Origin of the sequence: Sulfitobacter geojensis, assembly GCF_000622325.1 — a bacterium.
GTDB lineage: Bacteria > Pseudomonadota > Alphaproteobacteria > Rhodobacterales > Rhodobacteraceae > Sulfitobacter > Sulfitobacter geojensis.
Genome location: NZ_JASE01000005.1, coordinates 1,395,271 through 1,420,699, shown reverse-complemented (window position 1 = coordinate 1,420,699; position 25,429 = coordinate 1,395,271). Strand labels below are relative to the sequence as shown.

General features: G+C 58.8%; 26 protein-coding genes. 14 read left to right on the top strand and 12 right to left on the bottom strand.

The features are described 5' to 3' along the window. Positions 1–57 precede the first annotated feature (57 nt). Together Z947_RS0108940 and Z947_RS0108935 are read left to right on the top strand one after the other, a co-directional pair. Positions 58–825, top strand: coding sequence for an ABC transporter ATP-binding protein (locus Z947_RS0108940; protein WP_025043963.1), 768 nt, complete (start codon positions 58–60; stop codon positions 823–825). Continuing rightward, positions 818–1,627, top strand: coding sequence for an ABC transporter permease (locus Z947_RS0108935; protein WP_025043962.1), 810 nt, complete (start codon positions 818–820; stop codon positions 1,625–1,627). The genes Z947_RS0108940 and Z947_RS0108935 overlap by 8 nt, the downstream gene beginning before the upstream one ends. Before the next feature lie 8 nt (positions 1,628–1,635). Here Z947_RS0108935 and Z947_RS0108930 read toward each other — a convergent pair whose 3' ends face one another. The 7 genes from Z947_RS0108930 to Z947_RS0108900 are packed head-to-tail and all read right to left on the bottom strand — an operon-like array spanning position 1,636 to position 8,218. Further along, a complete protein-coding gene (locus Z947_RS0108930; RefSeq protein ID WP_025043961.1) occupies positions 1,636–2,385 on the bottom strand; it encodes a tyrosine-protein phosphatase in 750 nt (249 codons plus the stop codon). Then, positions 2,382–3,188 (bottom strand): metallophosphoesterase family protein, encoded by an 807-nt coding sequence (locus Z947_RS0108925; RefSeq protein WP_025043960.1) that lies wholly within the window; start codon positions 3,186–3,188, stop codon positions 2,382–2,384. Before Z947_RS0108925 ends, Z947_RS0108930 begins: the two co-directional genes overlap by 4 nt. Next, on the bottom strand, positions 3,185–3,958 hold the full coding sequence (locus tag Z947_RS0108920; RefSeq protein WP_025043959.1) for an ATP-binding cassette domain-containing protein: 774 nt from the start codon (positions 3,956–3,958) through the stop codon (positions 3,185–3,187). Before Z947_RS0108920 ends, Z947_RS0108925 begins: the two co-directional genes overlap by 4 nt. Then, positions 3,955–4,917, bottom strand: a complete 963-nt coding sequence (locus tag Z947_RS0108915) for an ABC transporter ATP-binding protein (RefSeq protein ID WP_025043958.1) — start codon at positions 4,915–4,917, stop codon at positions 3,955–3,957. Before Z947_RS0108915 ends, Z947_RS0108920 begins: the two co-directional genes overlap by 4 nt. Position 4,918: 1 nt before the next feature. Then, positions 4,919–5,737 carry an ABC transporter permease gene (locus Z947_RS0108910; RefSeq protein WP_025043957.1) on the bottom strand — a complete coding sequence of 273 codons (819 nt, stop codon included), beginning with the start codon at positions 5,735–5,737 and terminating at the stop codon, positions 4,919–4,921. After that, on the bottom strand, positions 5,734–6,678 hold the full coding sequence (locus tag Z947_RS0108905) for an ABC transporter permease (protein ID WP_025043956.1): 945 nt from the start codon (positions 6,676–6,678) through the stop codon (positions 5,734–5,736). The genes Z947_RS0108910 and Z947_RS0108905 overlap by 4 nt, the downstream gene beginning before the upstream one ends. A gap of 55 nt (positions 6,679–6,733) precedes the next feature. Then, positions 6,734–8,218 carry an ABC transporter substrate-binding protein gene (locus tag Z947_RS0108900; RefSeq protein WP_179453271.1) on the bottom strand — a complete coding sequence of 495 codons (1,485 nt, stop codon included), beginning with the start codon at positions 8,216–8,218 and terminating at the stop codon, positions 6,734–6,736. A gap of 457 nt (positions 8,219–8,675) precedes the next feature. Here Z947_RS0108900 and Z947_RS0108895 point away from each other — a divergent pair, with 457 nt between their 5' ends. Continuing rightward, complete coding sequence (locus tag Z947_RS0108895) at positions 8,676–8,972, top strand: hypothetical protein (RefSeq protein WP_025043954.1); 297 nt, start codon at positions 8,676–8,678, stop codon at positions 8,970–8,972. A 123-nt stretch (positions 8,973–9,095) separates the two neighbouring features. Here the strand turns inward: Z947_RS0108895 and ychF are convergent, their stop codons facing one another. Continuing rightward, a complete protein-coding gene (gene ychF, locus Z947_RS0108890; protein WP_025043953.1) occupies positions 9,096–10,193 on the bottom strand; it encodes a redox-regulated ATPase YchF in 1,098 nt (365 codons plus the stop codon). Positions 10,194–10,411: 218 nt separating this feature from the next. Between ychF and trpA the strand changes: the two genes are divergently transcribed. The 3 genes from trpA to Z947_RS0108875 all read left to right on the top strand — a co-directional run bounded on the left by trpA (position 10,412) and on the right by Z947_RS0108875 (position 13,088). Then, complete coding sequence (gene trpA, locus Z947_RS0108885) at positions 10,412–11,203, top strand: tryptophan synthase subunit alpha (protein WP_025043952.1); 792 nt, start codon at positions 10,412–10,414, stop codon at positions 11,201–11,203. Between the two features lie 73 nt (positions 11,204–11,276). After that, positions 11,277–12,446: an alpha-hydroxy acid oxidase gene (locus Z947_RS0108880; protein WP_025043951.1), complete on the top strand. Its 1,170-nt coding sequence runs from the start codon at positions 11,277–11,279 to the stop codon at positions 12,444–12,446. A gap of 21 nt (positions 12,447–12,467) precedes the next feature. Beyond that, positions 12,468–13,088 (top strand): hypothetical protein, encoded by a 621-nt coding sequence (locus Z947_RS0108875; protein ID WP_025043950.1) that lies wholly within the window; start codon positions 12,468–12,470, stop codon positions 13,086–13,088. Here the strand turns inward: Z947_RS0108875 and Z947_RS0108870 are convergent. Next, on the bottom strand, positions 13,085–14,227 hold the full coding sequence (locus tag Z947_RS0108870) for an MFS transporter (protein WP_025043949.1): 1,143 nt from the start codon (positions 14,225–14,227) through the stop codon (positions 13,085–13,087). The genes Z947_RS0108875 and Z947_RS0108870 overlap by 4 nt on opposite strands. Positions 14,228–14,375: 148 nt before the next feature. On the opposite strand from Z947_RS0108870, the gene Z947_RS0108865 reads away from it, so the two are divergent. From Z947_RS0108865 to Z947_RS0108845, 5 genes are all read left to right on the top strand, one after another. Next, a complete protein-coding gene (locus tag Z947_RS0108865; RefSeq protein ID WP_025043948.1) occupies positions 14,376–15,026 on the top strand; it encodes a 50S ribosomal protein L25/general stress protein Ctc in 651 nt (216 codons plus the stop codon). 139 nt (positions 15,027–15,165) lie between these two features. Continuing rightward, positions 15,166–15,855 (top strand): aminoacyl-tRNA hydrolase, encoded by a 690-nt coding sequence (gene pth, locus Z947_RS0108860; protein WP_025043947.1) that lies wholly within the window; start codon positions 15,166–15,168, stop codon positions 15,853–15,855. Further along, on the top strand, positions 15,852–16,892 hold the full coding sequence (locus tag Z947_RS0108855) for a DUF2332 domain-containing protein (RefSeq protein ID WP_025043946.1): 1,041 nt from the start codon (positions 15,852–15,854) through the stop codon (positions 16,890–16,892). The genes pth and Z947_RS0108855 overlap by 4 nt, the downstream gene beginning before the upstream one ends. A 50-nt stretch (positions 16,893–16,942) precedes the next feature. Then, on the top strand, positions 16,943–18,115 hold the full coding sequence (locus Z947_RS0108850; protein ID WP_025043945.1) for a serine hydrolase domain-containing protein: 1,173 nt from the start codon (positions 16,943–16,945) through the stop codon (positions 18,113–18,115). Between the two features lie 12 nt (positions 18,116–18,127). Next, complete coding sequence (locus Z947_RS0108845; protein ID WP_025043944.1) at positions 18,128–18,505, top strand: DUF2237 family protein; 378 nt, start codon at positions 18,128–18,130, stop codon at positions 18,503–18,505. Positions 18,506–18,635: 130 nt separating this feature from the next. Here Z947_RS0108845 and trpB read toward each other — a convergent pair whose 3' ends face one another. Continuing rightward, complete coding sequence (gene trpB, locus Z947_RS0108840) at positions 18,636–19,868, bottom strand: tryptophan synthase subunit beta (protein ID WP_025043943.1); 1,233 nt, start codon at positions 19,866–19,868, stop codon at positions 18,636–18,638. A gap of 380 nt (positions 19,869–20,248) precedes the next feature. Then, complete coding sequence (locus tag Z947_RS0108835) at positions 20,249–22,177, bottom strand: AsmA family protein (protein WP_025043942.1); 1,929 nt, start codon at positions 22,175–22,177, stop codon at positions 20,249–20,251. A 62-nt stretch (positions 22,178–22,239) separates the two neighbouring features. On the opposite strand from Z947_RS0108835, the gene rimO reads away from it, so the two are divergent. The 3 genes from rimO (at position 22,240) to trhA (ending at position 25,067) form a co-directional block, all read left to right on the top strand. Further along, positions 22,240–23,610: a 30S ribosomal protein S12 methylthiotransferase RimO gene (gene rimO, locus Z947_RS0108830; protein ID WP_025043941.1), complete on the top strand. Its 1,371-nt coding sequence runs from the start codon at positions 22,240–22,242 to the stop codon at positions 23,608–23,610. 353 nt (positions 23,611–23,963) lie between these two features. Then, positions 23,964–24,335, top strand: coding sequence for a hypothetical protein (locus Z947_RS0108825; RefSeq protein ID WP_025043940.1), 372 nt, complete (start codon positions 23,964–23,966; stop codon positions 24,333–24,335). Positions 24,336–24,428: 93 nt separating this feature from the next. After that, positions 24,429–25,067: a PAQR family membrane homeostasis protein TrhA gene (trhA, locus tag Z947_RS0108820; RefSeq protein ID WP_025043939.1), complete on the top strand. Its 639-nt coding sequence runs from the start codon at positions 24,429–24,431 to the stop codon at positions 25,065–25,067. Here the strand turns inward: trhA and Z947_RS0108815 are convergent. Further along, positions 25,014–25,412, bottom strand: coding sequence for a YigZ family protein (locus tag Z947_RS0108815; protein WP_179453270.1), 399 nt, complete (start codon positions 25,410–25,412; stop codon positions 25,014–25,016). The genes trhA and Z947_RS0108815 overlap by 54 nt on opposite strands. Positions 25,413–25,429: the final 17 nt, after the last annotated feature.

Here is a 25,429-nt window from a genome sequence, read left to right as displayed (position 1 = left end):
TGGCCGCCCGTTATGCGTGGCCAGCCTGTTTCAAGACGAGAATAGGTCAGCTGCATTATGGATATCCGTCTGGACGGGATCAGCCACTTCTATGGCGACACCGAAGTTCTGCGCGACATTTCTCTGGATATTCCCGCAGGGCAGATTGTCTGTCTGGTCGGGCCGTCCGGTTGCGGGAAATCCACACTTTTGCGGCTGATCGGCGGGCTGGAACGACCCGCCTCGGGGCGTATTTTGCAGCTTGGAACGCCGCCAGCTGATTGCCTGAACCCGCTCACCTATATTTTTCAGGACTTTGCCCTGCTGCCGTGGCGCTCCGTGCGGGGCAATATTTCGCTGGTGCTTGAAGATCACGGGATCAGGGGCGCAGATGCGGATGCGATCATTTCCGATGTTCTGGCCCGCACCAAGCTCAGCGATTTTCGCGACGCCTTGCCGCGTCAGCTGTCCGGCGGAATGAAACAACGGGTCGCAATTGCGCGGGCCCTGGCGGTGAACCCTGCGGTGATGTTGATGGATGAACCCCTGTCCGCACTGGACAGCCAGACCCGCGAATTGCTGATGGACGATCTGATCGCCCTGTGGACGCGCCAACCTTTCACCGCCGCTTATGTCACCCATAATCTGGCAGAGGCCGTGCGCCTTGGGCATCGTATCGTTGTGCTATCCCGCAGACCCGGCCAGATCCGCGAGGTTGTCGAGATTGACATGCCTCTGGCCGAGCGCAGCCACGGGGACCCCCGCCTTGAACAGACCCAGAAACACCTGTGGGAGTTGATGCGCGAAGAAGCCCGCGCAGCGGATGAGGAATTGCTGGATGTCTGATATGTCGACCGAGCACACGGCCCGCGAGGTCCGGTTTCGCGGCGGCGGATTTGCCCCGAAGCCGCGGCGTTTTGCCGGCGTGGCGGTGTTTGTCGTGCTGATTGTCCTCGCGGAATGGGGGACACGCAGTGGATGGATCACCGCGCTGACCCTGCCCCGCCCGTCAGATGTGCTTGCGACCTTCGGGGAGCTTTGGCAAAGCGGGCTATTGTTCAAACACCTCGTTCCGTCCTTGACGCGACTGGCCGTTGGCGCGGCCATCGGGGCGTCTCTGGGCATTGTCGTTGGCGTGATGATCGGCTTGTTCTCTTATGTGCGCGCCGGATTGATCCCTTTGGTCGCGGCCATTTTTCCAATTCCAAAAATCGCCCTGTTGCCCTTGTTTGTAATCTGGTTCGGCATTGACGAGGCATCCAAATATGCGCTGATTGCCTTTGGCACTTTCACCCCCACTGTCGTCGCGACCTATGGCGCGGTGGATAACGTTGATCGGTCGCTGATCCGCATGGGTCAAAGTTTCGGCCTGTCGTGGTTCTCGATCGTGCGCAAAATCGTTTTGCCCGGGGCCATGCCCGGCATCCTGTCGGGTCTGCGCATTTCGCTGTCGATCGCGATTATCCTTTTGGTCGCCGCCGAGATGCTGGGCGCAGAATACGGGATCGGGGCCTACATACTGGAGGCCGGATCGCTGTACGATCTGGAACGGCTGTTTGCCGGCGTTGCCATTCTTTCGGTGCTTGGTGTCGCGTTGAGCATGGCCATCGGGCAAATCGAAAAGCGCCTGTTGGGCTGGCGGTCCTAACGTCGCACTCAACCGCCGTACAAGCGATCTTGCAGGCGCGACAGATCGGGGCGGGCGACACCGCTTTGCAACAGATAATCCGCGGCGCTGCCGTATTGCTCCCGAATATGGGACAGCATTTTCGCCATTGTATCTGCGGGGCTTTGCAGCAGGGTTGCGTAGCGTTCAACATCGCCGCCATTGGCCCGCGAGATCGACAGGAATTCCGCGACCAGATCGGGGATCATCTGTTCGGTCAGCACGTAATCCTCGATGATTTCTGCCTCTGACACACCGGCCACCCCCAACAGCAGGGCCGCGATGATCCCCGTGCGGTCCTTGCCTGCGGTGCAGTTGAACAACACCGCCCCGTCGGAAACCCGCGCAATATGCGTGACGATATCGCGAACGGCACCACTGCGTGTATCCAGTGCCCTGATATAAAACGGCACCAACGGGTGCAGATCTGCGGCCCCCGCATCAGCAAGGGCGGTCGGGGACAGATCGTCAAACAGCGGCAGGTTGACGTAATCAACCCCCGTGAGCCCGTCAAAAAGGCTGGGTGCATTCGCCACTTCGCTGCCGGTACGCAAATCAATCACACAGCGCAGCCCCTCCCCAACAAGGTGGTCGGTCCCGCCCGGTTCAAGGCGGTGCAGGCAATCGGCGCGCAAAAACCGGCGTGGCGGGATGGGCGTCCCGCGCGCGGTAACATATCCGCCTAGATCACGGATGTTATAGCTGCCCTGAAGGGCGATATGGCGTGGCATGTCCATCATGTGAAGGCCAGTAATCGGGCGCGATCAATTGTGCCCAGATCCTGCTGCGCCGGGCTGAGCGGCACAAAGCTGACCGACAGACCGGAAGCGCGGTGTTCGCAAATCGCCATTGTGGTGCCTTCAAGCAGGCGCAGATCACGGCGCTCCAACAGGTCGATGGTGTAATCCAAACCGGAGTTGATGCAGATCGGGATGCCATGCCAATGATGAATTTGGTTGATGTGGATATGACCCGACAGAATACCCGCGATTTCATGCCCCTTCAGCGCTTCGGCCAACCGGTGCGTCGAGTCCAGATCAATTGTCCCCCACGGCAGCCCTGCGTCATCGACACGCGGCGGGTGGTGCATCACGATCAGCTTGGGCACATCTGCGTGGCGTTGCAAAGCCTCGTCCAGAAAAGAAAATTGCGTCTCACAAATCGCCCCTGCCACCCGTTCGGGCACCTTGGTGTCCAGCGTGATAACGTGCAGCCCACCGTGCAGCGTGTCGTGAAAATAGGGCGCATCCCCTTCATCCCCGCCAAAGACGGCGCGGAACCCGGCCCGCAAATCGTGATTGCCCATGGCCATTACAAGCGGCGCTTTCAAAGGCGCAAGCAGGTCGCGCACCAACCCGTAACTCGCCACGTCCCCCATATTCGTCAAATCGCCGCTGGCCACCACAAATTCCGGCTGCGGATCCATTGCGTTAATGATCCCGACCACACGTTGCAGGGCTGCGCGGCTGGTACCCTTGTCCTTGGGGTCGTTCGCGTCTGGGTGCGAAATATGCAAATCGGTAAGATGGATAAAACGGGTCAATGCGTGTCTCCGGCGGCAGTGATGAGGGATCGGGTATAGGCGTGGCTTGGGGTGTTGAGAATATCAGCGGCAGGCCCGTATTCCAGTGCCCGCCCGCGCTGCATCACCAATAACGTGTCGCAGATCGACGCCACAACCGCCAGGTCGTGACTGATGAACAAGATGCCAAGGCCCAGCGTGTCCTGCAAATCCATCAACAGATTAAGGATTTGCGCCTGCACCGAGACATCCAGCGCCGATACTGCTTCATCCGCGATAAGCAGCTTGGGGCGGGTGATGATGGCGCGCGCAATCGCGATGCGCTGGCGTTGGCCACCGGAAAATTCGTGCGGGTATTTACCCGCGTCAGCAGGATGCAAACCGACTTGTTCAAAGGCTTCGGCCACGCGTTCGGGCGCCGTGATGCCCATGGCACGCAGGGGTTCCGCGATGGACCATCCGACCTTGCGGCGCGGGTCAAGCGAGCTGAACGGGTCTTGGAAAATCATCTGGAAATCGGGGCGCAAACGGCGCAAATCGCCAGCCCCGAGCGCATGAATATCTTGCCCCTCAAACAGGATCTGGCCCGCATCCGGTGCCTCGAACGCCATCGCCGTCTTAGCCAGTGTGGATTTTCCTGATCCGCTTTCACCAACCACGCCAAGGGTTTGACCGGCGACAATGTCAAAGCTGATGTCGTCCACAGCGGTCAATACCGGTGGTGCCCCGAACAGCGTCGTGCGGGGAAGTTTATAGCGGCGCGTAAGGCCACGGGCCTGCAGCAAACTCATGGGGTATCTCGCAGAACGGCATGACAGGTTGCAAGACGCGGGCCGGCTGGCATCGGTTTGATGCTGGCGCACTCACTGCGTTGCACCGCGCAACGCCCCGCAAAACGACACCCTTGCGGCATGGCCGTCAAAGGCGGCACCGTGCCGGGGATCGTGGGCAAGCGACGGCGACGGCCATCGGCATCGCGCGGTATGGCACGCGGATCAGGGCGGGCAGCGAGCAACCCTTGGGTATAGGGATGTGCGGGGTCGGCCAGCACCTCGGCCGTCTTTCCGCGCTCGACAATATCGCCGCCATACATCACCGCGATATCGGTGGTGGCGCGGGCCACGGCGGCAAGGTCGTGACTGATGAACACCAGCGCCATATTGCGCGACTGGCTCAGGTGCACCAACAAATCGGTGATCTTGAGCGCGACATTGGCGTCCAGCGCGGTGGTAGGTTCGTCCGCAATCAAAAGTTCCGGGTCACAGGCCAGCGCGAGCGCGATCAGCACACGCTGGCGCTGGCCGCCGGATAATTCGTGCGGAAACATCCGCAAGCGGGCGGCGGGATCGGGGATGCCGACCTCCTCGAACAACGTGATGACCCGCGCGCGCGCTTGCGTTTTGGTAAGCCCCAGATGAACCCGCATGGGTTCGGCCACTGTGTCGCCGACGCGGCGTAGCGGGTTCAGTGCCGACATAGGTTCCTGAAAAATCATCGCCGCACGCCGCGCGCGGATGGTTTGCCATGTTTCTTCTGTCGCGTGGGTCATGTCGGTGCCGTCAATCGTCAATGACCCGCTCAGTTCAGCGCTTTCAGGCACCATACCCATCAAACAAGCTGCCAGCATGGATTTGCCAGAACCACTTTCGCCGACGATGCCGATCCGGTCGCCCGCAGCGATCCGCAGGGAGGCGTCGCGCAGGGCTTCGCCGACAGCAAAGCGCACGGTCATATTGTGCATCTCGAACATATCAGCGCGCCCTCGCCAGTCGCGGATCGGTAATGTCGCGCAGCCCGTCCCCCAGCAGACCGAACCCCAACACCGCAGTCACGATGCAAAGTCCGGGATAGATCGCCAGTTCCGGCGCGAGATACATCAGGGTCTGCGCCTCTGACAGCATTCGCCCCCAGCTTGACGCGGGCGGCTGCGCGCCCAGCCCCAGATAGGACAGCGCCGCTTCGGCCAGAATGGCGACGGCAAATTCAATGGTGGCCTGAACAATCACAGCGGCGGCGATGTTGGGCAGGATATGATCGCAGGTGATCACCAGCTTGTTCATCCCGGCAGCGCGGGCGGCCAATACGTATTCCCGGGTCCAGACCTGATTGGCAGAGGCTCGCGCAACACGGGCAAAAATCGGGATGTTGATAAAGGCGATTGCCAGCACCGCATTGGTCAGGGACGGGCCAAAGACCGCCGCCAACATGATCGCAAACAAGAGCGCGGGAAAGGCAAAGCCAAGATCGGCCAGCCGCATCACGATGTCTTCGACCCAGCCCCCGATGGCCGAGGCCAGGAGCCCCAGTGCAACGCCGATGGACCCGCCCAGCAGCACCGCGACAAGGGCGACGGTCATCGAATTGCGCGCCGCTGCCATCAGCTGGCTGATGATATCGCGGCCCAGCTGGTCGGTACCAAGCCAGTTCACAGTGGTCGGCGGGCCGAACTTGCCACGAATGTTCAGGTCACTCGGATCATGGGGTGTCCAGATCAGCGACAGGGCCGCCACCCCGACAACCAGCGCCACAAGCACCGCACCGATGATGAAATTTGCCGGTAGCCGTTTCATGTGCGGGCCTTCAGGCGCGGGTCGATCAGTACGTACAACAGATCAACGATAAAGTTCGCTGTGACCACGATGACCGCGAACAGCATCACCAATGCCTGCACTGTCGGCAGGTCGCGGTTGGCGATGGATTGAAAAATCAACCGCCCCAGACCGGGCAGGTAAAAGACGTTTTCGATGACGATTGTACCCGTGACAAGGGCCGCGAACTGCATCCCCACGATCGTGACAATCGGCACCAAAGCATTTGGCAAGACATGCCGCCACAGAATGCGCCGCTGGGACAGCCCTGACGCCCGCGCCGTGCGGGTGAAATCCTGACGCATGACTTCCAGTGCGGAGGAACGTGTGACCCGTGCCAGTACCGCAGATTGCACGAGCGCCAGCGCAACGGTGGGCAGGATCAGCGACCGGATCGCAGCAACAGGATCAGACCAGCCGGCAAAGCCACCGGGCGGCAGCCACCGCAGTTTCACGGCAAACAGCAGCACCAGCAGGATCGACAACCAGAACGCTGGAACTGCGATGCCCAGCTGGCTCAGGAACATGGTGGCCCAATCCCCCGCCTTGCCATGGTGGGACGCCGCATAGATGCCGACGCTCAGCGCAATCACCAAGGTTACGATCATACCCGCGACGGCCAAGGAGATGGTCATTGGCAGGCGTTCCGCAATCAGTTCTGAAACAGGCACGCGGAAGGAATGGCTGATGCCCAGATCACCGACCAACGCGCCGCTTACCCACGCGAAATAGCGGGTCAGCAGCGGATCGTTCAGACCAAGATCTTCGCGCAGGGCGGCCAGCGCATCATCCGTCGCATCGAGCCCGAGAATCGTCAGTGCGGGATCGCCTGGCAGCACATTCATCACAGCAAACACAACAATCGACACAGCGATCAACGTCGCCAGAAAGCCGATTGTCCGGCGCAAAAGGAAATAACTCATACGGGGTATCGCCTAGCGGGAGGGCGGGCTGCCCCCTCCCCTATTCGGTGGCGTTTCAACCTTTGGACACACCTTTCAGCGGTGTGTAAAGAACCGGTGCCGAGGACCAGTACCCTTTAACTTCGGTACGGAACACGCCCAGCAGCGGCAGCTGGAACAAAAAGCCATGCACCGCCTGATCGGACAGATACTGCTGGCCTTCTTTCAGCAACATATCGCGCTTGTCCGCATCCGCTTCGGTGGAAATGTTTTCCCACAGGGCGGTCATTTTCGGGTCGTCATAGCCGTAGAAATATTTCGGGCCACGGGCAAAGTTGCCCATGTCGTTAGGGCTGGTATGGGCGATGATCGTCATGTCGTAATTCTGTTTCTTATAGATCTCGTCGATCCAGAACCCCCATTCGACGTTCTCGACCTTGGCGTCGATGCCCGCATCCGCAAGTTGTGCCTGAATGATTTCGGCCGAACGTGTGGCATAGGGAAACGGCGGTACGCGCAGGGTCATTGTGCTGCCTGCAACGCCAGCGGCCTCGAACATCTCTTTGGCCTTGGCGGTGTCGGTCGGGTAGGCACCGGTGAGATCAACATAGGCTTTGCCGTGTGGGGGATAAAAGCTGCCGATGGGGGTCGCCTTGCCATACATCGCACCGTCAATGATTTCATCGCGGTTGATCGCCGTCGAAACGGCGCGGCGCACCTCGATGTTATCAAACGGGGGCTTGGCGTTGTTCATCGCCAGAATGACCTCGCCTTCGGTGCTGCCCAGATTGACGCGGAACCGTGGATCAGCCTCGAATTGCTCCAGCAGCTCGGGGGCGGGGAAGCCTGGGAAAGCGTCCAGTTCTTCAGCCATCATCGCCGCGGTTGCAGCGGCGGGGTCGGAAATGAAGCGGTAGGTCACCTTGTCCAGCGCCACAGACGCCGCATCACGGTGGTCAGGGTTTTTCACCAGCGTCAACCGGTCGCCGCGTGTCCAGCTGTCAAACTTGAAAGGGCCGGTGCCGACCGGCGTGGCATTGTTGGTATCCACCGATTCTGACGCGACGATGGCGCTGTCACCCTGCCCCATGTTGAACAAGAAAAACGCATCCTTGTTCTTGAGCTTGATCTGCACAGTGCGCGCATCCGGTGCCGTGACATTTTCGATAGGTTTGAAAATGCCTTTGGACGGGTTCACACTGTCTTCCGCCATGGCGCGGTTGAAAGAAAACAGCACGTCCTCGGAATCAAAGGCGGTACCGTCATGGAATTGCGCCGCATCCGTCAGCGTGAACGTGTAGGTCAGACCGTCTTCGGACACATCCCATGCGGTGGCCAGATTTGGCCCGACTTCACCGTTTTCAGAAACGATGGTCAGTGATTCATAAACGTTCTGGGTCATCATGCCGTCAATGGACGCGGTGGCATCTGATGTCGGATCAAGCGACGTTGGCTCCTGCTGCATTCCGATCACAAGGTCCGCGGCGGCAGCAGCGGTCACGCTAAATCCGAGCGCCATGGCGAAAGCGGTAAATTGAAGTGATTTCTGAATGTGCATCATGTGGAACCCCCAGGTCGAATGCGTGAATGAACAGGCGCAGCCCTACGCATGCTTTGTAACAAGCTAGAAACAGACTGGGCGTCGGGTCAACAATTATCGAAATTTTAATAATTTAGAGGGCGCAGAGCCACCGCCGCGTCGCAAACAGCGCTTTTTACTGAGGCATTGGGGAGGATTTCGTTAGCGGGAAAACCCTATAGCAACGGGCATTCTTGAAAAATTACAGACTCTCACAGCTGCGTGAAACCGCGTGAGGCATAGCGAGAAAACAACCTAACCAATTGTTTAAATTGTAATAATTCGGAATACCCTGTACAACCGCCCCCCATTTTTCGCTCTCCTGCAAAGAAACCGGAACTTTTCGCGAAACCAATTTCAGTTTCGGTCGGTTGAGTGCTCAGACAGCGAGACGGACACAGCGTCCTTCTTCGCAAATGGAAACTGGAAGGATACGACAATGAAACTTTTTATCACAACCGCAGCCGCCGCTTTGATCAGCACCGCAGCATTCGCAGACAACTCCGATCGTTATAACGATTTGCGTCTGGACACATCGAAAACTGCAAATCAGGTGTTTTCTGACGAAACACGCCCGACTGACCTTGACGCAGCCCAGCGCGGTGCAAGCCAGCAGCGCTCGACAGCAGACAACACAAAGAATGACGACGTGTCCATTTCGACACGCAGCGCGATCAAATCGCAGGGCGAAGGCTACATCTATGGTGGCTTTGGCGAAGGCAACGACAGCCGCTAAACCTGTCACACCTTTAAACGGCAAAGGCCCGGACATCTGTCCGGGCCTTTGTTGTATCTGGCAGGAGAAATGCCATTCCCGTTTCGCAACGGGGCCAGCCGATCCTTACGTATTAAACAGGCCTTAAGTGTTGAACAGAAAGTGCAACACATCCCCGTCTTTTACCACGTAACTTTTGCCCTCAGCGCGCATTTTTCCCGCTTCCTTGGCCGGCCCCTCGCCGCCCAGTGAAACAAAGTCATCATAGGCAATCGTTTCCGCGCGGATGAATCCTTTTTCAAAATCGCCGTGGATCACGCCGGCCGCTTTGGGAGCGGAAGTCCCCGCTTTGATGGTCCAGGCGCGGGCCTCTTTCGGGCCAACGGTAAAGTAAGTTTCAAGATGCAAAAGCTCGTAGCCGGCACGGATCAGACGGTCGAGCCCCGCTTCGGCCAACCCCATCTCCTCAAGAAACATTTCTGCTTCCTCGTCTTCAAGCTGACTGATCTCTTCCTCGATCTGCGCCGAGATAATAACATGTGAATTGCCTTGCGCGGCAGCCATCTCACCAACTTTTGCGGAGAACTGGTTGCCCTCTGCGGCTTCGCTTTCGCCCACGTTACAAACATACAGAACCGGCTTGGTCGTCAGCAATTGCAACATACGCCACGCTTTGGCGTCATCTTCGTCAATTTCGACGGTACGCGCAGGCTTGCCCGCTTCGATCGCGTCTTGCGCAAGACCCAGCAGACGGTCCTGTTGTACCGCGTCCTTGTCGTTGCCCTTGAGCTTGCGCACCAATCCGGCGCGACGCTTTTCGATGCTTTCAAGATCGGCCAGCATCAATTCGGTATCAATTGTTTCCGCATCCGCCACCGGATCGACGCGCCCCTCAACGTGGGTCACATCACCATCCTCGAAACAGCGCAGTACATGGGCGATGGCATCGGTTTCGCGGATGTTGGCGAGGAACTGGTTGCCCAGCCCTTCACCCTTGGAGGCACCTTTGACCAATCCTGCGATATCAACAAATGTCATCCGCGTCGGAATGATCGATTTCGACGTTGCGATGGCGGCAAGTTTGTCCAACCGCGCGTCCGGAACAGCAACTTCACCCACGTTGGGTTCAATCGTACAGAAGGGGAAGTTCGCGGCCTGCGCGGCGGCGGTGCGGGTGAGCGCGTTAAACAAGGTCGACTTGCCGACGTTCGGCAGACCCACGATACCCATTTTGAAACCCATGATCTTGATCCTTGCGACAGCAGATTTTGCGCTGTCCTATGGCCTGATAAGGGGCGGTGCAAGGGTTTGGACCCGCTCCGCCGGTCTCGGACGCGGAAAATTTCGATTTTCCGGACCGGAATTTTGCAAAATTCCGCCCCCCGCAGCGCAGGTCGCACATTGATTTCCGGCGCAAGGTTCGCCATTGAACGGGGATACAAACGCAAAGGCCCGCCCAAATGACCCGTATCGACGCCAAATTCGCAGACCTGAAAGCCCAAGGCAAAAAGGCTTTTGTTTCTTATATCATGGCGGGTGATCCTGATATGGAGACGTCACTGGAAATCATGCGCGGCTTGCCTGCTGCCGGTGTCGATGTGATCGAACTGGGTCTGCCCTTTACCGATCCGATGGCGGATGGTCCTACCATCCAGTTGGCCGGACAGCGCGCCCTTGAAGGCGGCATGACCCTGCTCAAGACGCTGCAAATGGCCGCGGCCTTTCGCAAAGACGACGACTCCACGCCGATTGTTTTGATGGGGTATTACAACCCGATCTATTCCATGGGTGTCGAAACCTTCCTGAAAGCGGCCAAAGAAGCGGGCATCGACGGGTTGATCATTGTCGATTTGCCACCCGAAGAAGACAGTGAATTGTGCCTGCCCGCTCAAGAGGCCGGATTGAACTTTATCCGCCTGGCAACGCCGACAACCGACGACAATCGCCTGCCCCGTGTTGTGCAGAACACCTCGGGCTTTGTATATTACGTTTCGATCACCGGCATCACCGGTTCGGCCGAAGCCGATGCCGGCGATGTCGCGCCAGAGGTTGTGCGCATCCGCGACGCCAGCGGACTGCCGGTCATTGTCGGATTTGGTGTGAACACACCGGCAAAGTCCCAAGCCATTGCAGAAGTCGCAGACGGGGTTGTTGTCGGCTCCGCCATTGTCGCGCGGATCGCGGCAGGGGATTCGGTGGCGGACGTCTTGGGCTTTGTGAAATCCCTTGCGGATGGGGCCCACGCCGCCTGACTTACAATAAATCCGCGAATTGACCGACGCGCACCGGATTGGTAAGTAAAGATGACCAATGTGGAGCACCCGTATGCCTGTCATCACCAATATCGGCGACCTTAAGCGGATTTACGAACGTCGCGTCCCGCGCATGTTTTATGACTATTGCGAATCCGGCAGCTGGACAGAGCAGACATTCCGCGAGAACACCTCTGATTTCGACAAGCTACGTCTGCGTCAGCGCGTTGCCGTTGATATGTCGGGGCGCAGCACAGCGGGGCAGATGATCGGACAGGATGTGGCGATGCCAGTGGCGCTGGCCCCTGTCGGGTTGACCGGCATGCAGCATGCGGATGGCGAGATCAAGGCAGCGAAAGCGGCCAAGGCCTTTGGCGTTCCCTTCACCCTGTCGACGATGTCCATCAACTCCATCGAAGATGTGGCAGAGGCGACAAATGCGCCATTCTGGTTCCAGCTTTATACGATGAAAGACGACGATTATATCAAGCGGCTGATCCAGCGGGCCAAGGATGCGAATTGTTCCGCACTGGTGATCACGCTTGATCTGCAAATACTGGGGCAGCGGCACAAGGATCTGAAAAACGGCCTGTCCGCCCCGCCGAAACTTACCCCGAAAACCATCCTGAACCTCGCAACCAAATGGGCGTGGGGCATTGAAATGCTGCAAGCCAAGCGGCGCGAATTCGGCAATATCGTCGGGCATGTGCACGGCATTTCCGATGCCTCCAGTCTCGGGGCATGGACGGCGGAACAGTTTGATTTGACGCTCGATTGGGCCAAGATTGCCAAGCTCAAGGAACAATGGGGCGGCAAGGTGATCCTCAAGGGCATTCTGGACGCCGAGGACGCTAAAATGGCGCTAAAGGTGGGCGCAGACGCGATTGTTGTCTCTAATCACGGCGGGCGGCAATTGGACGGGGCGGTCAGCTCGATCTCTGCTCTGCCCTCCATTCTGGACGCGGTCGGGGATCAGGTCGAGGTACATCTTGATAGCGGCATCCGCTCTGGTCAGGACGTGTTGAAGGCGCTTGCCATGGGGGCCAAAGGTACCATGATCGGGCGTGCCTTTGTCTATGGTTTGGGCGCAATGGGGCAAAAGGGTGTGCAGACCGCCCTTGAGGTGATTCACAAAGAACTGGACACCACCATGGCGCTGTGCGGCGAAACCAATGTTGCAAATCTGGGGCGGCACAACCTGCTGATCCCTGAAGATTTCGGCGGGCGCTGGCAGAAAACCTGAGGCTGGGATAGGTCTGGCAGCATGCTTGTATTCCTGCGCCATAAGATCACGTTCCTTGCCACCCCCAAGACCGGCACGACCGCTGTGGAAATGGCGTTAAAGCCGCGCGCCGAAATTGTGTTTTCGAAGAACCGCAAACACATTACGGCGGTGCGCTATGCCAATAAAATCGCGCCCTTCCTTGAGGATACGTTCGGGGTGCGCCCCGCGTCAGTCGCCGTGATGCGCGAACCCGTCGACCAGATCCGCAGCTGGTACAAATACCGCAGTCAAAAGCGGCTGGATGGCACCAAGCAAAGCACCAAGGGGATCAGTTTTGACCAATTCGTGCGCGAAGTTGTGTCGGACAAACCGCCCGAGCGGGCGCAGATCGGGCGACAGTTTAGTTTTCTGACCGATGGCAAGACACGGGTGATGGCAGATCATGTGTTTGCCTATGAACACCAAGAAGCGTTTTTGATGTTCCTGTCAGAACACCTTCAGCATCCGGTTGAAATTACACCCAAAAACGTTTCTCCCTTGATCGACGCCCCTTTGGGTGATGAAACATTGGCGCTTTTGCGTGAGGCGCGGGCGGAAGATTTCATGCTTTATGATGCGGTGATGGAGGCAAAGGGCCATCTGGTCACGCCCCAAGCTTAGTCCGCGCGCCGCGCCAGGGCGGGGATCAACATGATCGCGGTCATCCCCAACAGCGCTGCGACCGTGATAAAAGCGATGCGCAGACCGAACCCTTCAGCCACCAGCCCCATCAACGGAGGGCCGAAAAAGAACGCGCCATAGCCGATGACGGACACGCGGCTGATTGCGATCAACCGCTGTGCGTGTGGCACCACGCGACCGACCAGCGCCATGACCAGCGGCACCACAACCGAAATTCCCAGACCCGCAATTGCGAACCCTGCAAGGGCCATCATCACGGTCGGTGCAAGCCCCGCAATCGCAACACCGCCGGCAGAAACCAGCGTGGCGATCATCATCAACGTGGTATCGCGCACCCGCCCTGCCAGCGCATGACCACCCAACCGGCCCATTCCCATCATCAGCCCCAGCGCGGCGGGTCCCAAGGCACCCTGCCCCGGCCCGCCCCCCAGCGTGCGTTCCAGATGGAGGGCAGACCAACCTTCGGTTGAAGCTTCCGTCAGGAAGGCCATCAGAACGATGCCGCCCGCCAACAGCACAACCGTCAGCGGTGCCGTGCCGGTGTCGCCCTGCGCTTCCGGTTCTGCGGTCGGTGCCGTGTCACGTGCGCCCCATGCGAGCAGCAGCAAGATGGCCAGCAGCACGGCAAATACCACGGACGGCCCAAAGCCTGCATGTCGCATTGCGCCGGTGGCCAATGCGCCTGCGGCATACGCAAAAGCGTAAAGCGCGTGATTAAGGTTCATCAGAGCCCGCCCGCTGGTTTCCTCGATCTCGGACACGCGCGCATTGACCAAAACATCCACCACACCCGATCCGGTGGAGGCCAGCATCATCGCCGCAGTCAAAGCCACAAGAGTGGTCGACGCCCCCGCGGCCAACATCCCAACGGCAATGAAACCGATCCCCAAAGGCACGGCATACCCGCCGGCGACGCGACGACATGCCGGTGCCAGCCACATCGCGGCAATTGCCCCGAAGGCGGCCATGAGCAAAGCCACACCATACTGCCCGTCGGTTGCGCCGACCTGTGCCTTGATCACCGGCATCTGCGCAAAATACGTCGCCCATGCCGCGCCGATTGCCATGAAACCGGCCAAGGGTTTGCGCGAGAGGAAAAAATCATGTTTCAGTGACATCAACCGGACTTTGCACAGCGCAAATGCAATGCCAAGCAGGCTTGGACCTTTTTGCCCTTTTCTCAGAGCCAAAAACCGTCTATGCGCACGGCTTCACGCGGGGATACAGCCTTGGAGGATTCCCGCCCTAACATATTGGAGAATACAAATGGCCGGAGAGATTCCAGATCTTATCGCCCAGGAACGGACGGGGACAGGCAAGGGCGCCGCTCGTCAGGCACGTCGTGATGGCTTGGTACCAGGCATTGTTTTTGGTGGCGATGTTGACCCGCTGCCGATCACCCTTGATTTCAACAAGCTGCTGACCATGCTGCGCAAGGGCCGATTCAAATCCACCCTGTTCAACATGAAAGTCGAAGGCCACGATGACGTGCGCGTTATCTGCCGCGACGTTCAGCGCCATGTTGTTAAAGACCTGCCAACGCACGTCGACTTCATGCGCCTCAAGCGTACAACAAAGATCAACCTGTTCATCAACGTTGAAGTTCAGGGTGAAGAAGAATGTGTTGGCCTGAAAAAGGGCGGGACATTGAACCTGGTCCGTCCAGAAGTTGAACTGGTTGTGACTGCGGCTGACATTCCTGAAAGCCTTGTCATCGACATCACCAACCTCGAAATCGGCGACAACCTGACAATTTCCGATGTGAAGTTGCCCGAGGGTGCCAAGCCGACAATCGACCGTGATTTCGTGATCGCACAGGTGTCCGCGCCTTCCGGTCTGGCCTCTGCTGACGACGACGATGATGTTGATGCAGACGAAGTGCCAACGACAGAAATGGGTCCACCAGACGGTGAATAAGCCATAGCCTCTCTCACAAGAGGAACTGAAACGGGGTCGCATTTGCGGCCCCGTTTTGCATTTACCGGGTCTGCATCGCAGGCATTTAGCTTCGGGCGCGCGCCTGCTAGTATGTGCAAAAAGCGAACGGAGCATTCTCATGAAACTGATCGTCGGTCTTGGCAATCCGGGGGCCAAATACGCCCGCAACCGTCACAACATCGGATTTATGGCATTGGACCGGATCGCGTCGGATCACGGATTTGGCCCGTGGAAAGGCAAACATCAGGGCAGCATCAGCGAGGGGCGCTTTGGCTCGGATCGCGCTGTGCTGCTGAAACCCGAAACATTTATGAACCTGTCAGGGCAATCGGTGCAGGCCGCAATGCGTTTTTACAAGCTGGAACCGTCGGATGTGATCGTCTTGCACGACGAAATTGATCTCGCCCCCGCCAAGGTCAAATGCAAAACCGGTGGCGGTCACGCAGGGCACAACGGTTTGCGTTCGATCCACGCGCATATCGGGCCGGAGTATGACCGCGTACGGCTGGGCGTGGGCCACCCCGGGCACAAAGATGCCGTACCCAGTTTCGTATTGCGTGATTTCCCCAAGGCCGACGAGGTCTGGCTGGACGATGTACTGCGCGGTATCAGCGACGGGGCTGCCGATCTGGCAGCGGGCGACACCTCCAAGTTTTTGAACGCCGTGGCGATGCGGGTGAACCCGCCCCGCTCAAGCACCGGCACCAAACGCCCCAAGCCTGTTGAAAAACCCGCCCCACCTGAACAGGCACCCGCGGCCGAGGCCGCCAAATCGCCCATGCAAAAACTGATGGAGCGCTTCAAATGAGCCTCTCCGAGGCTTTCGCCGCTCAGGCCGACACCTGCACGCGGATGGACTCGCCTTTCATGGGGCAACTGTTGACGATTCTTGCCGCTGACTGGCCGACGGACAGCGCGCTTGGCCGCAAGTTTGCGGGGTTTACCGGTGATATCGGACCTGCCGGTCATTCCCTTCCCCTGCGGATCGCCGGCGGGTTGCACGCGCTGGTCCTGAGCAATGCAGCACCGGAACTGGCCCGGCTTTACCCGCCCCATCGTGCAACGGATGCCGCCCTGCGGACCGGCGTGCTTGCCGCTTTGGAAACGCATCAGGATTTCCTGCTCGACTGGGTAAGCAGCCCGCCCCAAACAAACGAAGTGCGCAGGTCAGGCGCGTTGATTGCCGGCGCCCATGTGGCATTGCAGCATTTCGATTTGCCGATCCACCTGTCCGAACTGGGGGCAAGCGGTGGATTGAACCTGATGTGGGATCAATACGCGCTAGACGTCGACGGAACCCGGTTTGGACCCGAAATGCCGGCGGTCCTGCTGTCCCCTGAATGGACCGGTGCGCCGCCGCCAAAGGCCAGCCCGGACATCGCGGATCGCGCAGGCGTGGATCTGAACCCGCTGGACCCAACCCGCGCGGACCATCTGCTACGCCTGACCGCCTATCTGTGGGCCGATCAGCCGGACCGCCTGCGCATGACCCGCGCGGCCGCATCGGTCGCCACCACGTCCCCCGAACAGGGCGACGCGATCGACTGGCTCGGCCCGCGTCTTGCAAGCGCGCCGCAAGGCCGGTTGCACCTGATCCAGCACACGGTTGCATGGCAGTATTTCCCCGCTGCGGTGCAAGCCAGAGGCACAGCATTGATCGAAGCCGCCGGCGCGCAAGCCACGGCGCATCGCCCGCTGGCATGGCTGTCGATGGAAACCGACGGCGATACAACCGGCAAGGTCGGTGCAGCCCTGACATTGCGGCTTTGGCCCGGTGATCTGACCCTTGATCTTGGCCGCGCGGATTTCCACGGACGCTGGGTCAAATGGGCCTATGCTAGCTAAGCGGGTTCACCTGTGATTGAGTGATCCTTAAAGCAACGCAGGAGTGACAGATGCGCAAATTCGGGAAATGGCTGGGGCGGATCCTGCTGGTGCTGGTGTTGGTCGCTGCGGCCGTCGGCCTGTGGAAACGCGAGGAAATCACCCGTTTGCTGGCGGTGAATTCGCTGTTTTCGCAGGACAAGATTGTTCACAATTTCAGCAATATGAATACCGCCTTCCTGAACACACCTGTGGATCGCGGCGCGGGGCCGACCAGCACATTGACTTATGGCGACGCATACACCCCGCCAGCTGCTGTCGACACATGGGTCAAAGAGCGTAACGTCACGGCGCTTGTGATACTGAAAGACGGCGCAATCACGTATGAGAACTATTTTCATGGCACCCAACCGGAGGATCGGCGGATCAGTTGGTCCGTCGCCAAAAGCTATCTTTCTGCATTGGTGGGCATCCTGATTGATGAGGGCACGATCACATCCATCGACGACCCTGTCACCAAATATGCACCCCGTCTCAAGGGCACGGCCTATGACGGGGCCAGCCTGCGCCATGTGCTGAACATGGCCAGCGGCGTGACCTTTGACGAGGACTATCTGGACAAGAACTCCGATATCAACCGCATGGGTCGCATTCTGGCACTTGGCGGCAAAATGGACGATTTCACTGCCGAGCTGACGGATACCTTTGCCGCCCCCGGCGCGGAATGGAAATATGTGTCAATCGACACCCATGTGGTCGGCATGGTCGTGCGCGGGGCAACTGGCCGTTCCATCGCGGACCTGCTTGGCGAAAAAGTAATCACACCGCTGGGGCTTGAACACGAGCCCTATTATCTGACCGACGGTGTCGGCACGGCCTTCGTGCTGGGCGGTCTGAACATCACAACCCGCGACTATGCGCGGTTCGGCCAGATGTTTCTTCAGGGCGGGCAATGGCAGGGTCAACAAATCGTACCGGCCGACTGGGTCAACGCCTCCACCGTGCCCAGCGCTCCGACCAAGACGGGCGAAATCGGCTATGGCTATCAATGGTGGATCCCCGCAGGGGCGGCAGCAGGCGAATACATGGCGCGGGGTATTTATGGCCAATACATTTATATCGATACGGCACGAAACGTCGTCATTGCGACCAATGCCGCAGACCGCAAGTTCCGCGAGGAAGGTGTTGCACAGCAAAACATCGACATGTTCCGCCAGATTGCCAAAACCCAAAAAGGTAAATGACCGAGAAAAATTATGAACCCTGATGAAAGCATAAATGTTCTGGGCGGCCAGCTCGTGATTTGTGGCACCGATCCTGTTACCGGTTTCTTCCGTGATGGCATGTGCAATACCTGTGACGCAGACCAAGGCAGCCATACCGTCTGCGCCGTCATGACCGCTGAATTCCTCGCCTATTCAAAATATGTCGGCAATGACCTTAGCACGCCACGCCCCGAATTCGGTTTTGCCGGACTAAAGCCAGGCGATCCCTGGTGCCTCTGTGCCGGCCGGTTCCTGCAAGCCGCCGACGAGGGGTGCGGCCCTGATGTCCACCTTGAAGCAACCCACCAACGCGCGTTGGAAATCGTGCCGCTGGAGATCTTGCAGAAACACGCTCTAACCGGTCGCTGAACAAGACAAAGGGCGCAGGTTTCCCCCCGCGCCCTTCCTCTTTTTGGCCCTATATACTGTAGTGCAGCATTAGCCGGAAAACCTGCCAGCGGTTTTAACCCAGCCCCTAGTCAAACAGTCCAGCCGCGGGTCAGGCAAACTCACCCATCTCGAAACCAAGCGCCTTTGCCACGGTAAAGATGTCCTTGTCACCGCGCCCGCACATGTTCATGCAGATGATGTGATCCTTGGGCAGTTCCGGCGCAATCTTCATCACATGGGCCAAGGCATGGGACGGTTCGAGCGCTGGAATAATCCCCTCCAACTCACAGGACACCTGAAACGCTTCCAAGGCTTCCTTATCCGTGATCGACACATATTTAGCGCGGCCGATTTCGTGTAACCACGCGTGTTCTGGCCCGATGCCCGGATAATCAAGACCGGCCGAAATACTGAACCCTTCCAGAATTTGCCCGTCATCATCCTGCAACAGATAGGTCCGGTTGCCGTGCAACACGCCCGGACGCCCGCCCGTGAGCGATGCGCAATGCTCCATCTTCGCGTTCACGCCTTTGCCGCCCGCCTCGACACCGATGATGCCCACTTCCTTGTCATCAAGGAACGGATAGAACAGCCCCATCGCGTTGGACCCGCCGCCAATCGCAGCAATCACTGTGTCAGGCAGACGCCCCTCTGCGGCCGTCATCTGTTCGCGGACTTCCTTGCCGATAATGCTTTGGAAATCACGCACCATCGCCGGATAGGGGTGCGGCCCCGCAACCGTACCAATGCAATAGAAGGTATCGCGCACGTTGGTGACCCAATCGCGCAGCGCATCGTTCATCGCGTCTTTCAACGTGCCACGCCCAGACGTGACGGGAACAATTTCTGCGCCCAACAGACGCATACGGAATACATTGGGGGCCTGACGCTCGACGTCATGCGCGCCCATATAGACCACGCATTTCAACCCGAACTTGGCACAAACCGTCGCCGTGGCAACGCCGTGCTGGCCGGCACCTGTTTCGGCGATGATGCGCTTTTTGCCCATCCGGCGCGCCAGAATGATCTGGCCCAGAACGTTGTTGATCTTATGCGCGCCCGTGTGGTTCAACTCGTCGCGCTTCATATAGACCTTGGCACCGCCCAGCTTTTCCGTAAGCCTTTCGGCAAAATAAAGCGGGCTGGGGCGGCCAACATAATGCGTCCACAGATCGTGCATTTCTGCCCAGAAGCTTTCGTCCGTCTTGGCGATCTCGTATTGCTTTTCCAGCTCAAGGATCAGAGGCATCAGTGTCTCGGAGACGAAACGCCCCCCGAAGTCACCAAAGCGGCCTTTTTCGTCGGGACCGGTCATGAAACTGTTGAAAAGATCGTTGGCCATGGGGCGTCTCCTGTCGCGCGTTCAGGGCAGACATCTAACGCAGCCTTACCCCATGCGAAACCCCAAGACTTTTGCAAAAGTCCTGCCCCATTTCCTTTCAGGGAAATGGCCTACTCGATCAACCGCAAATCTTTATGATTGCAGAACACCACATGCATTGTCCCGTTTCGCACCGCACGGCCCCCGCGCCGGCGCACATCGGCCTCAAACGCCGGACATCCAACGATCCTGTCCCCATCTGCCACCTTACGTCGCACTCCCCCCCATCCAGCGCAGATTTGGATCCGTAAAGCTGGCGCAGCCATAATTCGGGCGTCGTATTGGCGGGCAGGAAACGCGTGCCGCAATCTCCCAAATCAAAGTAGACGCAGGATTAACGCCTAATCGAAAATCTTGAACAACTCTTTCTTCAACTTGTCCTCAAGCCTGTCTTTCACGGCATCCTCGACCGATTGACCATCCTGTCGCGTCAGCCCCAGCTCCTCTTCCAGTTTTTGCTCAATTTTCTGCTTCGCTTTCTCTTCGGCACGGTCGACCTCTTCGCGAAAATTCAGATCAATGACCGCCTTCACGTCCGCACTAATTTTTGGATCACTCCAAGGCCCCGATATCCGCACAGGCACAGCCAAACCGCGGTCTTTGTTTACCCGCAACGCTTTGGGCGTGACGGTGTAATCAAGCGTTTGCGCCCCGAGGTTCACCAACCCGGCACCCGTTGCCTCAAAGTTCGGCAGCAACATTTTGAGGTCCGTGTTGTTCACCACCCCTTTGTCGATCACATACGTACCTGTGAGCGCATCAAAAACGGTCGTGCCCCCTTGCACATCGAATGACCCCAGCAGGTCATCCAGATCAATCCCTTCGATCGACCCACGGCCCAGATTGATTGCGCCTTTGCCGGACAAGGACCGCATGATCGCATCAAGGGTTTGCCCCACCCCAAGGAAAGACACCTCCGCGTCGCCCAGTCCTGTAAACCGCGTCAATCCAGCCAGATCGTTTAACAGATCGCGTATCTGCACATCATCCGCCCGCAGTTTGCCGCCAACCGACAGGCCGCTGCGGTTGTTCATGACAAATTCACCGGTAAACAAACCGCTATAGGCCTGCACTTCGCGCAGCTCAAATACCATCCGCGACCGGTCATTGGTGAGCAGGCTGCGCGTTTTACCCAGTTTCAGCGTGCCCAGATCAATGCTGTCCGCGTTCAACGCAATCGCTCCGTTAAACGCCGACAACCCCGCCGCAACAATAGGTGTGCGCGACCATCCATCCGCTGCTGCACCGCCGCTTTCCCCGCCACCGGATGCCAGCACCGCAAGGTTCAATTCCCCCGCTTGCAATTGCGCATTGATCTGCGGTGTGCCGTCCAGTTCGATATCCGCAGCACCGCGCAGGGTATTGCCACCCAGATCGGACACCAGATTGCGCAGAGCCAAGCGGCGGTCCGGTGTCAGGGTAATGTCGGCGCGGGTTTGCATGCTTTGGCCCAAACCTTTGGGTAACTCCACGCCGCCCGCCCCCAAGGCTCCCAGAAACGCGCCCGTATCCGAGGTTTCAAGGGCAAGTGCCCCCGCAACCGCACCGGCAAGCGAGGCACGCCCCTTGAGCGTCAGCCCGCCGCCTGCAGCATTCAGCGCAAGGGTGACCGGCTGTACTTGTCCATCAAGAAAACCGGCAAACTGGTCGATTGTCGCGTCAAGCTTGACCACCTGCCCGGCCGGGCGCAACGCCGCCCCGATTTGCGCCGCACCGTCTTTCTCCGGCCAGTCCAGCGTCAGATCAACACCGGCGTAAGACACCAGATCCGCCCCTTCCGCATCATAGATCAGTGCCGCATCACGGATCACCAGCCGTTCAATGGTCAACGGTGTGGCGGGTTTGGACGGGGTATTTTCCGTCTCGATCTGTGCAGCACCGTCAGCATCGGTAAAGACCCAGTTGGCCCTTCCGTCCTTGCGGCTTTGCAAACGGATCGTCGGGCTGGTGGCTTCGACATTGGTGATCCTGATTTCACCGCGCAGCAACGCGCTGGCATCCACGCCAATCGCCGCCTGCGCTGTCGAAAACATCGCGCCCTCTTTGGCCCAATCGGCATTACCGACCTCCAGCCCACCCGCACTGACCCCCAGCACCGGCCAAAAGGTCATGGACACATCGCCGCTGATTGTCACAGAGCGCCCCGTCAGCCGCGTCAACTGATCCGATGCGATCCGCGCGATCCGCTCCGCCGGCAACATCAGCACACCCACCACCGCAATCACGGCAATCAGTGCCAGAACGCCCAGCCCTCTTATGATCCATTTCATCGCGCTTCCCTCTTGCACCCTTGGGCTTTCCCAGCCGCTTTGCATCGACTATAGCCACATTCATGAGCACAAACCCACCCAATCTGCGCCCTGATCTGGCCCCCAAAGCCAAAATCAGCAATCCCTCCCGCCCGGGCCAGCCGTCCATCGGCATGGTATCCTTGGGCTGCCCCAAAGCTTTGGTCGACAGCGAACGTATTCTGACGCGCCTGCGGGCCGAAGGGTATGGCGTGTCGCCCGATTATTCCGGTGCGGATGCGGTGATTGTGAATACCTGCGGGTTTCTCGATTCAGCCAAGGCAGAATCCCTTGATGCCATCGGTGAAGCGCTGAACGAAAACGGGCGGGTGATTGTGACGGGATGTCTGGGGGCCGAACCTGACTACATCCGCGAACATCACCCCAAGATCCTTGCCGTGACCGGGCCACATCAATACGAACAGGTGCTGGATGCCGTGCACAGCGCCGTGCCACCGTCGCCCGACCCCTTTATCGATCTGTTGCCTGCGCAACAGGTCTCCCTCACGCCGCGCCACTACAGCTATCTCAAAATTTCCGAAGGCTGTAACCACAAGTGCAAGTTTTGCATCATCCCCGACATGCGCGGGCGGTTGCAATCGCGTCCTGCCCATGCCGTGCTGCGCGAGGCCGAACGGTTGGTCGATAACGGCGTCAAGGAATTGCTGGTGATCAGCCAGGACACCTCTGCCTACGGGGTCGATATCAAACATGCCGAGGACCGCGGCCACCGCGCGCATATCACCGATCTGGCGCGTGATCTGGGCTCTTTGGGCGCTTGGGTGCGGCTGCACTATGTCTATCCCTACCCGCATGTGCGCCAGTTGATCCCGCTGATGGCCGAAGGGCTGGTGCTGCCCTATATGGATATCCCGTTCCAGCACGCGCACCCCGATGTCCTTAGACGCATGGCCCGCCCTGCGGCAGCGGCCAAAACACTGGACGAAATCGCCGCCTGGCGCGACACCTGCCCCGATATCACGCTGCGCTCCACCTTCATCGTCGGCTATCCGGGCGAGACAGAGGCAGAGTTCCAGACCCTGCTGGATTGGCTGGACGAGGCACAGTTGGACCGTGTGGGTTGCTTTCAATACGAAAACGTCGAAGGCGCACGTTCAAACGCCCTGCCCGATCATGTGGATACCGACGTGAAACAGGACCGCTGGAACCGCTTTATGGAAAAGGCGCAGGCAATTTCGGAAGCCAAGCTGGAAGCAAAGGTCGGTCGCCGGATTGATGTGATCGTTGACGAGATCGACGACGAGGCCGCAACTTGCCGGACAAAGGCGGATGCACCCGAGATCGACGGCAACCTGTTTATTGACGAGGGGTTTAATGCCCTGTCGGTGGGGGATATCGTGACGGTCGAGGTCGAGGAAGCAGGCGAGTATGATTTGTGGGGGCGGGTTGTTTGAGGGAGGTCCTTGGCCATTTTACGTAACACGGACCAACCAGTGCCCAAGACACATCCGAACTAGGGTTGTTCCGCTTCGGCGTGCATTAAATCTCTCAGCGTTTTTCGCCCTTTGTGCTGGCTCGCTGTCCTAAAGAGGACCTAGCGACCTTGCAGTGCCAAGCTGCAACTTCACCACTGCCCCACCGCCTTTATAAACTACCAGATCGATAGCCCAGATGCGCCACCCCGCGGTCTGCCACTGCACGGCACGCGCTGTTTCGGCTCGCCGCAAAACCAGCACAAATCGAGAACACTTGAATTTGTTCCACTTATGTTCTATACCTTAACCAACGTTAAGAAGAGGAGCATACGATGTCTTTTCAACCAACATTTCCCGGTCTGTTCTCTCCTTCCCAAGGGGCGACGCCCGTGCAGCCCAACGCCGAGCAAGCGGCCGCGCCGTTGCCGGCGACGCAGAAACAGCTGGCCTATGCCAAAACGCTAGCGGCAAAGTCGAAACAACCGCTGCCGGGTAACATCGCCGCAGACCGTGCGGCCCTGTCCAAGTGGATCGACGCGCATAAGCCCCCCGCCCCGCAAGGGCGGTTTTCGGAATATCCTTCCTCCAAACAAGTGGGGTTTGCCGAACGTATTGCGCGGCTGAAACGCAGTGAGGTGCCGCCGGAGTGTTTTCGCGACCGCACCCTGATGTCACGCTGGATCGACAGTAACAAACCGCGCTAAGGGCATCGTACCCGCACAGATACGCTAAATTTGAAAACATACCCCGCCCGCTGACACCATAAGATGTTTACGCAAGGGTGATAGGCCCGTGTCATGGCCTATCCTTATTCCAAACCAGAAACGCTCGCGGATGGGGCGGTACATGCGGCGGGTCTGCTGTTGGCGATACCGGCCTGCATGGTCCTGATGGGACGCGCGGCAGAGAAATCATCGGCTGAACTCGCCGCGACGGCGCTTTATGCCGCCTGTCTGATCCTCGCCTTCGGCGCATCGGCGCTGTATCACATGTGCCCGCTGGACCGCATGCGCCCGATGTTGCACCGGATTGACCACGCGGCGATCTATCTTAAAATCGCGGGGTCCTATACGCCCATCGTGGTCGTGATCGGATCCAGCTTTGCCTATGGGGTGCTGGGGCTTGTCTGGGCGCTGGCCGCCTTGGGGGCCATTGCAAAGCTGTCATTCTGGCCCACTGATGCAAAGGGATCGCTGGCGCTATATTTGCTGATGGGCTGGCTGTCAGCGCTGTTGATCTGGCCGATGTGGCAGCATCTGGATGGCATGGTTGTGGCGCTGGTGGTGATCGGCGGGCTAACCTATTCTGCGGGCACACGCGTCTATGCGCATCCCGGCATGCCCTATCAGAACGCGATCTGGCACAGCTTTGTGCTGGTCGCCTCAACCTGTCTGTTTGGCGCCATCGCGATCAGCATTTGCAGCATGGGCGTCTAGATAGGCGCTGACACAGGTTTGTACGTGGCGGAACCGGTCGCCGCCCAAATGTTTCCCGCCATACCAACGGGTCACGATGATCACATGGCCGTGCAGCGCTTCGCGCTCCAGCATCCGCAGGATCACCATGCCGGCACCGGACTCCCCGTCATCGCCTTTTAGCGGTACGCCGTCCGGCAACAGTACGCCCCATGTATTATGGGTTGCCTTGGCATAGGCCTTGTCCCGTTTGAGGGATTTCAGCACCGCATCGACATCGCTACGATCAAGCACAGCCGCCCCCGACACCGCGTATTTGGAACCGCGATCGGTCAGGATATTGCCCAGTTTAATCAACTTAACCATCGGTTTCAGCAGTTATC